Origin of the sequence: Nostoc sp., assembly GCF_036919595.1 — a bacterium.
Classification (GTDB): domain Bacteria; phylum Cyanobacteriota; class Cyanobacteriia; order Cyanobacteriales; family Nostocaceae; genus Nostoc.
Map to the genome: position 1 here is coordinate 1 of NZ_JBALCO010000116.1, position 10,852 is coordinate 10,852.

At 40.8% G+C, this 10,852-nt stretch carries 12 protein-coding genes and 2 pseudogenes; 6 read left to right on the top strand and 8 right to left on the bottom strand.

Annotated features, from left to right (window positions below; all coding sequences use genetic code 11):
• Nucleotides 1–318 precede the first annotated feature (318 nt).
• Nucleotides 319–408, top strand: a complete 90-nt coding sequence (gene psaM / locus V7K21_RS17545; protein ID WP_040630342.1) for a photosystem I reaction center subunit XII — start codon at nt 319–321, stop codon at nt 406–408.
• 249 nt (nt 409–657) lie between these two features.
• The gene (locus V7K21_RS17550; protein WP_335176351.1) at nt 658–1,068 is read left to right on the top strand and encodes a hypothetical protein; all 411 of its coding nucleotides are present in this window, start codon (nt 658–660) and stop codon (nt 1,066–1,068) included.
• A gap of 226 nt (nt 1,069–1,294) precedes the next feature.
• Here the strand turns inward: V7K21_RS17550 and V7K21_RS17555 are convergent, their stop codons facing one another.
• Nucleotides 1,295–2,014 carry a tetratricopeptide repeat protein gene (locus V7K21_RS17555; RefSeq protein ID WP_335176353.1) on the bottom strand — a complete coding sequence of 240 codons (720 nt, stop codon included), beginning with the start codon at nt 2,012–2,014 and terminating at the stop codon, nt 1,295–1,297.
• A 385-nt stretch (nt 2,015–2,399) separates the two neighbouring features.
• On the opposite strand from V7K21_RS17555, the gene V7K21_RS17560 reads away from it, so the two are divergent.
• Together V7K21_RS17560 and V7K21_RS17565 are read left to right on the top strand one after the other, a co-directional pair.
• The gene (locus V7K21_RS17560) at nt 2,400–2,864 is read left to right on the top strand and encodes a hypothetical protein (protein WP_335176355.1); all 465 of its coding nucleotides are present in this window, start codon (nt 2,400–2,402) and stop codon (nt 2,862–2,864) included.
• A 6-nt stretch (nt 2,865–2,870) separates the two neighbouring features.
• Complete coding sequence (locus tag V7K21_RS17565; protein ID WP_335176357.1) at nt 2,871–3,428, top strand: glutathione S-transferase family protein; 558 nt, start codon at nt 2,871–2,873, stop codon at nt 3,426–3,428.
• A gap of 427 nt (nt 3,429–3,855) precedes the next feature.
• On the opposite strand, the gene V7K21_RS17570 is transcribed toward V7K21_RS17565, so the two are convergent.
• The 4 genes and pseudogenes from V7K21_RS17570 to V7K21_RS17585 all read right to left on the bottom strand — a co-directional run bounded on the left by V7K21_RS17570 (nt 3,856) and on the right by V7K21_RS17585 (nt 5,867).
• Nucleotides 3,856–4,347, bottom strand: coding sequence for a YajQ family cyclic di-GMP-binding protein (locus V7K21_RS17570; protein WP_335176359.1), 492 nt, complete (start codon nt 4,345–4,347; stop codon nt 3,856–3,858).
• A 131-nt stretch (nt 4,348–4,478) separates the two neighbouring features.
• On the bottom strand, nt 4,479–4,877 hold the full coding sequence (locus V7K21_RS17575; protein WP_335176361.1) for an MAPEG family protein: 399 nt from the start codon (nt 4,875–4,877) through the stop codon (nt 4,479–4,481).
• An 87-nt stretch (nt 4,878–4,964) separates the two neighbouring features.
• Nucleotides 4,965–5,468 carry a DNA recombination-mediator protein A gene (locus V7K21_RS17580; RefSeq protein ID WP_298919191.1) on the bottom strand — a complete coding sequence of 168 codons (504 nt, stop codon included), beginning with the start codon at nt 5,466–5,468 and terminating at the stop codon, nt 4,965–4,967.
• 81 nt (nt 5,469–5,549) lie between these two features.
• Nucleotides 5,550–5,867, bottom strand: a pseudogene (locus V7K21_RS17585) (hypothetical protein).
• A gap of 73 nt (nt 5,868–5,940) precedes the next feature.
• Here V7K21_RS17585 and V7K21_RS17590 point away from each other — a divergent pair.
• Nucleotides 5,941–6,222 (top strand): annotated as a pseudogene (locus V7K21_RS17590) (monooxygenase family protein); the annotation flags it as partial.
• A gap of 41 nt (nt 6,223–6,263) precedes the next feature.
• Here the strand turns inward: V7K21_RS17590 and V7K21_RS17595 are convergent.
• Entirely contained in the window at nt 6,264–7,358 is a 1,095-nt protein-coding gene (locus V7K21_RS17595) for a phosphotransacetylase family protein (protein ID WP_335176363.1), read from the bottom strand.
• 671 nt (nt 7,359–8,029) lie between these two features.
• Here V7K21_RS17595 and V7K21_RS17600 point away from each other — a divergent pair.
• Nucleotides 8,030–8,494 carry a hypothetical protein gene (locus V7K21_RS17600; protein ID WP_335176365.1) on the top strand — a complete coding sequence of 155 codons (465 nt, stop codon included), beginning with the start codon at nt 8,030–8,032 and terminating at the stop codon, nt 8,492–8,494.
• A gap of 139 nt (nt 8,495–8,633) precedes the next feature.
• Here the strand turns inward: V7K21_RS17600 and V7K21_RS17605 are convergent, their stop codons facing one another.
• A complete protein-coding gene (locus V7K21_RS17605) occupies nt 8,634–9,038 on the bottom strand; it encodes a hypothetical protein (RefSeq protein WP_335176367.1) in 405 nt (134 codons plus the stop codon).
• A 412-nt stretch (nt 9,039–9,450) separates the two neighbouring features.
• Entirely contained in the window at nt 9,451–9,951 is a 501-nt protein-coding gene (locus V7K21_RS17610) for a fatty acid hydroxylase (protein ID WP_335176369.1), read from the bottom strand.
• Between the last annotated feature and the right edge of the window lie 901 nt (nt 9,952–10,852).

The following is a 10,852-nucleotide window of genomic DNA, read 5'->3' on the forward strand; positions in this document are numbered from 1 at the left end:
TACTAGCACAAAAATTGTGGTCAACAGGGTTGAACCGTCTACCATATTCATTGGGAGACCTCAAGCTTTGGTTTCGTTACCTTTATCTTGTGGTTCCCCTTTCTTTTTTGCTACCCCTTCTCACTCACATAAGGCGTAATAGAGAATCACTAATGACTACTGACCAATAACTGCTTTTGTTGCATCTTGTAACAAGATATTCCCCAATCTTGGCAAAACAAGGAAAAGTAGTAAACGAACTGTTCAAAATCTATTCAGGTTAGGAGGTTTTCAGCCATGCCTATCTTAGATACTCTGTACATCGCTCAGATATCTTCCATCTCAGATACTCAAGTCTACATCGCTCTAGTTGTGGCGCTGATCCCAGGAGTTCTCGCTTGGCGATTAGCCACAGAACTTTACAAATAACACTACGATGTGACACAGTTAAAAAGCTAATAATCCTGGCAGTACGGGGTGCAATTTCCAAATGCTTCTGGCTTTATGCCATAAATAGCTAGGATGGCACTTACGTAAGCCAGGTTATTTTTTAACTGGTGCAACACTTGTAGTTATTTCAAAAAAATGAAGTAATATGACAGCTAAATCAAGCAGTAATTAGTGCCAGAACGCTTTTACAGTGCTTCCCTTCATTAAGCGAGGTTATTTTTTAGCATCATGAACGCGATTCAACCCTCCAGACCACCGTTACAACCTATACAAAAACGCCGGGCCGTTACTCGACCAAAACGGCATCTTCGTCAACGTTCTTACCAGGTGATGGCACTAGAAAGCACAGCCAAAATAGCGGTTAATCTTGCTGTTACAGCCGTTGCAGCATCTGCTATAGCACAACTTTTGCCTTATCATTGGTTACAGCAAGAAAAGTTGCGAGAAATTAGTACTGAAGTCAAGCTGATGGAAGGACATGTGAATGGTTTGCAAGCGAAATTTGGCCGTAACTTCGATCCTCAGCAAACTAAAACTATTATGCAAGAACAAGGATACCGATTTGATCCCAGCCAGCGTCGGGTCGTGTTGATGAATCAGGATCGCCGAGAAGATGAACAAACAGATTCATCACCCTAAGACAAATCGCGAATTTGGGATTATTCAGGTTTCTTGTGATTCAGGCTACGGATAAACCGGGTGTTAATTTATATTATTGCTAATAAATAATGGTTAATAGCTAATTTGTGAATAGCTATGTAGTTATCATCTATTAGTCATTAGCGATACAGCGTTACTAAACTCCAATTCAAGATTTAATCAATTATTTTGAATTTTGAATCCTCCAGAAGAACTCATCTACCAATTAGGACGCTGATTCAGATAGCAACTCGTTTAGCCAATTTTCGAGTTGTAAACGCAAGCGACAACCAGTAATATTCTTGCTGTTGTCGATACAAGGCAGTTGAGTGAGGGCGCGACGATAATCAGCGATCGCACAATTCCAGTCACCCCAAAGATGGTAAGTCCTGCCGCGTTCAGCCCAGATATGACCTTCTAGTTGACCCAAAAGCAGTGCTACCTCAAAATTCTCAATTGCCTCCTCATATTGCCCCAAGTCACGCCAGGTAATGCCTCGGTTAATCCACGCCCGGACATGGCGAGGATTAAAATTAATCGCTTGATCGTAGTCAAGAAGTGCTGCTGCTAATTCTCCACAAGCAGCGTAGTAATTTGCCCGATTATTATAAGCACTAGCCAAATTGGGATTGATTTTGAGGGCAGTATTATAGTCGGAAAGCGCTTTTTGCGTTTCACCACTTTGGAAATAAATTAGCCCCCGATTATTGTAATCAACAGCATTGTGCGGATGGCGGGAAATTAGTTGGCTTAAAAGTGCGATCGCCTCAGTATAATCTCCTTGTTGAGCAGACTTCAAAGCACAAGAGCGTAAGTAGCTATCCCCTAAAGTAGATTCGCTGCGATCATTCATCCTCTGCTCTTTAAATCTTTTTGTATTATTTAGAACATATTTGTATTGCTTACTTTGCTGGTAATCATCAGTTAAAAATGAGTGAATATTCATCTTTACCTACATAAAATCAATGCTTTTTGAAATCAGATTCTATTTTTTTATCGTTAGTAGTTTTACCACTATGTCTATTTTGAAGGTATTTAGGATTACATTAAAGTCATCTAAAGAGAGAACTTAACTTAGCCGCATAAGAGAAATTTACGCCCTAAATAAACAATTGCTCCTCAAACCTAATCATGGATACTTGATCCCGAAGTTAAATTCCAGAAATAGCAGATGTTAATCTCAAAGACTAGTCAAGTAGTGATGAGAGCGACAAATTGGTAGAATGCCAACAAGCCGTCCATTAAAGAGGGGATGAGGAGGATAACAATTAATGCCAATGCCTTATGCCCCAGCCTCTATATTCAATTTTTAAGTTTTGAGAAATTTTCTGATGACAACCGCAATTTCTTATCCCAATGCCCCTGATTTAGCAACCGATGATTACATTGTTATCGGCTTGGCAACCTGCTTCGTCAAAGAAGATGGAGAAGTTTATCAAATCGAAGTTATAGAACCGATTCCCTCCGCGGCTTTGGAAGCGCTTTTAAAGGGCATCCCTACCTCCTATAAGCTTGCTCATGCAACAACTTTGGGATCTTTGCTGGATGGCGATTTACAACTGGTGCCAGATGGCTTCCCAGAGTCGGCTCAGTTTGGAGAAGAATTTGTGCCACGGGCATTTGCAGCAGCTCGTACCTACAAGCGTCGTGAATCTGCAAAATCCCTGATTCCCTTAGGTACAAACTACACCGAATTTAAGTATTCCATTGAGCGCAAACGGGTGTTAAATGCCGCTAGAGTTGTCACCAAAGAAGACAACGTTAAACAGCATTCTCACACTCATAAAGTTCTTTAAGTAATTATGCTAAAACTTTACGGCGGCGCTCGGAGTCGAGCGTCAATTGTCCACTGGTATTTAGAGGAAATAAAAGTTCCTTACGAATTTATCAAGCTCGATATGCAGACGGGTGAACACCTTCAGCCTGAATATTTGGCAATTAACCCAATTGGTAAAGTTCCAGCAATTGTTGATGGGGATTTTCAACTTTGGGAATCTGGGGCAATTTTGCTGTATCTTGCCGATAAGTATAGTAAAACTGCACTTTCACTTCAAGAACGTGCTGTATTTTCCCAATGGGTGTTGTTTGCCAATGCTACCCTTGGGCCAGGAATTTTTGTAGAAGCAAGTCGGGAGCGGGAAATGCCCCGCTTGTTGACTCCATTAAATGAAATTTTCAGTAAGCAACCTTTTCTGCTAGGTAATCAATTCACTGTTGTCGATGTGGCAGTGGGGTCTATTCTGAATTACATTCCCATCATGCTGAAGCTAGACCTCAGCCCCTACCCAGCGGTGTTGAATTATATGAAGCAGTTATCTGAGCGTCCGGCATTTCAAAAAAGTATTGGCAAAGGGGCTTGATTGTAGCTGTTTTCAATGCGGTGAAATACAAATGGTTTGTAGGGGCTGATAAGCTGTCATTGGTGTCAACTTACAGCTATTTTCAGGTAAATAGACCACGCGGGGCGCAAGGCCTTGCGCCCATACAACGGATGTGGTTCAAATACATGAAAACTGCTGTAAGCCAAAACCCTTTTCAAACCTTGTTTCCAGCCAGAGGCTGGAAATGCTGTTCATTGCGGTACTGTGAGTAAAGAAGGCAAAGCCTAAGAGTAGGCATTCCCAGTCGGAGACTCTTAACGAGACAATCTCTAAAAGCTAGTTCTAGATTGGTTTTAACGTTAAGTTGACACCAATGGATAGCTATGTGCCCCTAGCGTCTATTACATCTAAATAAAAATATTCACAAAACTTAGTTTGGTTAGGCATTGCTCACCATGCAAATCTTTTAACGATAATTTGTAAATTGCAAAGCAACTGGGTAGTCTTCTTGTTTCAGCCGCTGCATGACTACTTGTAAGTCATCTTTAGATTTGGCAGAAACCCGCACAACATCTCCTTGGATTGAAGCTTGTACCTTTTTAAATTCGTCGCGAATCAATTTGGAAATTTGTTTGGCGATTTCTTGACTGATACCTTTTTTGAGTTTGATTTCTTGACGGACGCGATTACCACTAGCTGATTCAACTTTGCCCAAATCAAAAATTTTCTGGGAGAGGTTACGCTTGGCGGCTTTTTCCCGCAGGATGGTGTGTACAGAATCTAAGGTAAACTCGCTATCAGTACTAACGTTAATGCTTTCTTCGACTAACTCAACAGTAGTTTGAGTGTCTTTGAGGTCGTAACGACCTTTGATGTCTCGTATAACTTGATCGACAGCGTTAACCAACTCTTGTCGGTCAAAGTCGCTCACAATGTCAAAGGAAAAAGTAGAAGCCATAAAACATTTTGGATTTTAGATTTTGGATTTTGGATTGGGAATTGGGGACAAGAGGAAAGACTTGTTGCAAGTTCTCCTTCTGCTCCCCCTGTTCCTTCATCTCCCTCATCTCTCCACTCCCCACTCCCTAATTAATTACTAGTTTGGATGATACTCAAGAAAAAAAGAGTGCTAGAGCTAAGGATGCCAATGGCAAACATAAGCGATCGCAAAAGGGGTATATTCAAAATATAAAAAATTGAGTATAGCAAACGGGCCACCACAAAGGCGATCGCAGCCAGTTGTGCTATAGAAGAATTTACACCAGTTACGTATGCCATCAAGGCAGCTGCCGCAAACACCATAAACGCTTCAAAGGTGTTCTGATGTGCCCAAGTAGCTCGTTGGGCGTATGCTGGCAATTTATCAAACATAGCACGAGGAGTAGAAAACATTTCATACCCAATCCGCGCACGGGCATAAGCTACCACCAAAAATGGTAGGTAAATCAGAACAGCAGCAGCAGCGATCGAGTACAAAAAAATTATCATTACTTATTAGTCATTGGTTATTAGTCATCAGTCATCAGTCATCAGTCATTAGTCAAATATAAAGGACAAATGACAAATGACAAATGACTAATCAAAGTAGAAGAGGGTCACTACTTTTCTTTGTTCTTCTGCATCTTGACAAGTTTGCAACAGGGTGCCACTGTCGTGAAATGCAAAGCAGATCAGTTGCTGGCAACGAGAGACAATTTCCTTGTTGCACAGGTAACTAGCTTCCGCAAGGGACAAATTATCATTACTGGAATTTTCTACTAAATGCATTACCTGTTCTAGTTGCTGGCGCGATTCCAAAGGCTGGCGTTCCAGGCTTTGGGGTAGAATCACCGTTAACAAATTCGGATCAGCCCGCGTTGCTCCCTTGATGGCAGCTGAATTTGTACCTGTAGCACCAGAAGTAATGATGCGATTACCCGATAAAACTAGGGCATATGTCATCATTTCAATAAGATTCTGATGCGTAATCGGGACGTGACGAGAACCCAGCAAGGCAATTCTTTTAGAACCCGTTTGCTGGATTGTCGCCAGTTCCTGCGCTAATGTATCGAGGTTAATTAAGTCTGTTGATTGGCTCAAAGATGGACATAATCCGATTAAACGACCCAGATATTTTACCAAACAGCGTGTAGGTGCGAGGCGAACCTGAGTTAGAGTTTGCTACAATTTTTCGATTGTTTGGATTACTTGGTCACACCAAGCCAGCCAATGTGTTTCATAAGTGATGCCATTCAGGAGAGTCAAATACTGAAATTTTGCTGATTCTGGGAGTTCTTACGGGTTCTGAAAACATTCTTGTTCTAAATCCTTGTACGTAGATAATTTTTTTAAGTGGGCTTTTTGGTGACGCTCTAGCTCTGCCAAAATCATCTGGTTAGAAGCAATATGCCCAGCAAAAATTTTAACAAGCAAATCATCTTTAATCGGTGTAGGTTCACAAGGTTGAGCAATCCACTCTTTGAACTGCTGTTCTCCCAAGTATGTAACCCTGTAGAGCTTTTTATCTGGTTGGCGAGGAGTGGAACTGATTCAGTATTAGCGATCGTTTAAAGATTTGGAGCGTTTTGCCAGAAATCCAGCTGATGCACATCTAAAAGCTTGCCAAAGGTTTAATCAAGCCATTGTTGCTGATGGCAGTGTCGGCATTTGGCACGAAACTTATTTAATCGAACCGGGAAAATATGAGGCGGTTTACGGGAATATGCCTGTGTTTGGATTAGCTGCTGCAACTAAGCACGTCCCAGCTATGGGGCGCAGGGAAACAGCACGCCGTCGCCTGGGAGGTGACGGCGAACCAGCTGTACCCTCACCAGCAATACACCCTCCTAACTGATAACTGAGCATAGATGCTCTTAATTGTTTAGGTTGATGAGCCTAAGACAATGCCGCTGCAGGAGTTAAACCCAGTTTAGATAACAGGCGGTCAATGTCAAAATGCTCAGACATTAACTGGCGAATGCACTGAACTTTAATCGGCTCGTGGAGGCGGACTTGCCCGAAAGTGCGGTCAACAATTTCTACAGTGGTGAGTGTGTCTAAGTCAACAGATAAAATTGGGATTTCTAGTTCTTCAGCACGACTGAGAATGAATGGCGGAGGTGGTAGTTGCCCGGTGAGAATTAAACATTGGGTAGAAGTTTCCAAAGCAGCTTGCTGAATTTCCACACGATCGCCTCCTGTTACCACTGCCATATTCCGGCGTTTACGGAAATACTTGACAGCGGAGTTGACATTCATCGCTCCAATTGCCAGACTTTCTACTAACAAATCTAGGCGATCGTTGCGACAGAGAACATCAGCCTTTAACTGCTTGACCAGTTCGCCAACACTGACACTGCGGAGCAAATCGTTGTTCGGCAGCATTGCTAGCACCGGAATCCCCTGCTGTTCCAAAAATGGGCGCAAGAGAGTGTCAACCGCTTCTAGTTGGGTGAGTGGGATATCATTGATCACAACTCCAATCAAGCGATCGCCCACACGCCCTTTAGCAGCCAATAGCGCCTCAACCGAAAGCAACGATTTATAGCGGGTTACTAACAGCACACCAGCATCCAATACTTCAGCCATTTGCAGCAAAGACAAGTCAAACAAATTGCCTTCTGACAAATCACCAGGCCCCTCCAGTAACACCAAATCTCCTTGGGACATTTGCAAATATTGCTGTATTAGGGACTGTTGATAATCGGTTTTGTCTTCCCCGCGCAAGCGCTTTTGCACATTTAGTTCATCTAAAGCCAGCATTGTAGGTGCAACACGGTTTTCCGGCAAATTGAGGCTAAGAGCGATGAACTGAACATCTTCCTCAATTACGGTTCCACTAGATAAATTCAAACACGTACCGAGCGGTTTCCCGTAGGTAATATCCAGTCCTTTTTGCTGTAGCTGATGAGACAAACCCAGAACAGTTGCAGATTTACCGCTGTAAGTCTCGGTTGATCCAATCAGCAAATATTTAGGGGATTTTGGCACACATGCACTCCTAATTTCAAAAGTCAGAAGCACCCAGCTAGGTGTTTCCTAATTCTAGTTCCTTCTGGCAAAACCTCTCGCTTTCACAAGTTAAGGTTTCCCAGAATTACCTTCTAATTGAACAAGCAGGGAGCAAGTGCTGAAGAGACTTTATGGGTGGGACAAAGGGTGCAGTAAAGAGGAATTTTCCCCCTGCTGTCCCCTGCTCCCTGCCCAATTATTTGTAGAAGATCGGGGCTGGGGCAGAAGGAAGATATCTGTGTTATCCGTATTTTGAGCAGAAAATTGCTTTGACAAATATGAATTATAGATGAATATAAACTTGTCAATAGTAATATTCAGTAATTTTTAAATTTATTATTAATCTGGTTGACTTATATGAAACTTATATGGCAGTATAAATACACAGGTTTCTAGCACATAGCTTCATAAATTCTACAGGTTAAAAAAAAATTTAGTCAGCTTTGAGGATTGCATTATCCCCAAATAAAAAATCTGTTGATAATAATTATTTAGCATGATGTGCTGAAGTAGAGGGATTTTTAAAATCCTATATTTTAATTTTACTAAGCGCTCTCATTTTTTTATTGAGATTGCAATAACGTTTTGAAGTATTCACTTTTATTATATCGAAGTGAAGTTGATTTTGTGAATAAACAATACTTAACAAGATGAAACTATCTACCACTAATTTAAATTCTGTAGAAACCAAATTTATACTTAACATTTTTTTTGAACTTCAAGATAGTTTGGTTAAAGGTTGGCAAGACTTTAATACAAGTGAAAACCTCAATATATTTAACGGATTTTTTGAATTTATTTTCAAGGCTGGATTAGACGAAAGTGAGTACAGGAGAGCAATACCTAATCCTGCTTATGACAATGGTACTAAATTGATTGGCAAACTTTTCTTAGAAACGGCAAGGAAATTTGAAGTTCATTTTGATGAAATTTTCCCTGGAAGCTTTTCTGAATCAAGAAAAGCACAAAAGGAAGGTTTTGATGTTCGCTTATTTAAGCTAAAAGCTTTTTATCACAATAAACCCTTGTGTCTATTCTTACTCAAGTTTCCTCATTATCATGAGAAGTTTGGCTTTCCACTATCACCAGAATTAGAAATTTTAGAGTTGTATTGATTGCAGTAAAGACCCAGCGCCAGTCAAAAATCCTGAATCTGGGTCAATTAAATAGTTGACAAAAAAAGCTGCGATCACACTAGATGATCCCCGCAACGCTTCTTTTAAAGTGTGGCACGGGAGGATCTAATACTTAGCTTCAAGCCACAAGTTGTAAAGAGCGCAGTCGCGGTATAATTTCTTGGGCAAAGCGTGTAATTTCCTCTGCAAAGGGATTGAATTGCAACACAAAAGTCTCAATTCCGGCATCAACAAAATCTGCAATTATTGTAGCCAGCGTGTCGTAGCTACCAACCAATTCTACTCCTGTACCACCATTGCCGCCAACAGTTGGATTTTTAGCGAAGAGTTGGAACATCACGGCTTCTGGATCAACTTTTTTAGCGGGACTTAATTTCAAGTGTTCTTCTTGCTTCTGGAGTGCCATTTCACTGCCATAGTAATTTACGCCAACCGCAGCACCATGTTGTCCTAGCAGTTTGGCGCTTGCTGCATCAATGCCACGACTTGCGCCTGTGATCAAAACAACGCGATCGCGCAGCAATTGGGTAGTATTGGGACTTAGACAAAAAACACCTAAAAAAGAGCCTCAAATGTATATATAGAATGACTTCGACATCGTTTTGGTTACTTTATTGATATATCTAGGTTTGGGCTATTTTTGAGTATTTGGTGTATTTCCTTCACTCTGCATGGGTTTAAGGCTTGTTTCTACCTCAAAAATGTTTAAGTCCCGGTATTTGAGCTATGTTGAGGTTGGGTCGCAACCATAATTTTCTCCTTTTATTTTTGTGATCAGGCTCAGTCACACTATTGAGGGTTCGGTTTTAACTGTCAGGATATTTATAAATGTATCTGTTAATGGCACTTTTCAAGATTGTTTCTTTCATTGCAGGTGAGCGATCGCAGCTGATTTTGGTAATTTTAAAAAGTATTCAGGTAAGCGGTAGCTTCAGTTAGATCCGAGAGTAGCGAAAACGAAGTCTGAGTAGCCGAAGCCAGCGTAACCACATTTGTGCAGGTTGTTCAAAGAAGGTGAAAATATCACCGAAACCTAAATTAGTTTTGTGATGGTGTAACCAGTGTCTCTCAGGGGTAGTAATAAATAGGATTTGGCATAAGATATTTACAGGCTTTGAAGTTTGCCAACCCAGTACACTTGTGTGTCTCCACCATACATGAAACTGACCAAGCAGTAATCCAGAGATAACGCCAATGGGAGAGAAAGACCACAGGACTACTGCTATAAGTAGATAAGGCAAAGCTCCCAAGACACCATCTAAAAGAACCTGGGGATTAAAAGTCAAAATAGCGTAGTGGCGGAAGTCTTTCTTCCAAGAGTGGTGCGTTTTTAAATGAAGGCTACCAAAAACGTGCTCGGGTACGTGGTAAAAGAATGTAGATAGAAAATCGCCAAAAAACAGTAATAACCAAGCAACAGCGATAGCCTCAAGCATTTATACTCCTCAAGTAAGTTAAGAAAACCCCACATAAAATATGCAAATGTCATGCTGTCGGCGTAGACATCTGTTTTGTGCTATGGAAGCAACACCTGTGCGTCTCATGGGTCTACGCTCCAGTTAATTTGGCTCAGAGTAGATGTAATTGGGTCAGTTGCAGTTTCATGAATCTCGAATCTTGAATCTCCGATCCTTAATGCAGTCAACAGCAACTCATAATAACCTCCAATTTGACTTCTAGTTCTGGGTTAATGGTAGTAATACATCTAAAAACCGATAAGAATACAGTGTTTTATCATAGTTACTACACAATCTTCTTACTAAGGCATACAGCGCAAGCAAAGGTTGAGTTAAAGTTAGTACAAATTTAGGTTAAGACTTTCTTCAATATTGTTAATTCTAAATTGATTGCAATTAAGCGGCAATTATGAATTTAATCAAAACGATATAAATAAGCATTCTGCCGACGTAACCTGAGTTATCAAGGTAACTGAAGTGGGTTTAAAATTAAATTGAGATATGGCAAATTTTAGAGGATATAGAATTAAGTAGATGCCATATTATTCGACTATCAATCAACAAATAATGAGTAGGGAGCGACGCAATCGGAGGAAGACACAGTGAGTCGGAGAACGAATATTTACCCGTGTCCCTGTCTCAATTTTTCAATTTCAACTTAGTTAAAACTAGCTCTTTCAAAGTGCCGCATCAAACAAGTCATAATAGCTGCGTTTTGACTCATAAGTTACATCATATTCAAAAGCCAATTTATGTTCGAGTTCCCCAAGTGAGCAATATTCTTTGGGAGCATCCAGTTTTGGAAGATTTACCACTTATGGGAAAATTTAAAGGGAAATAACCCTGTGCGATCGCTGACAATGAACCAAGAGAAAGAAGA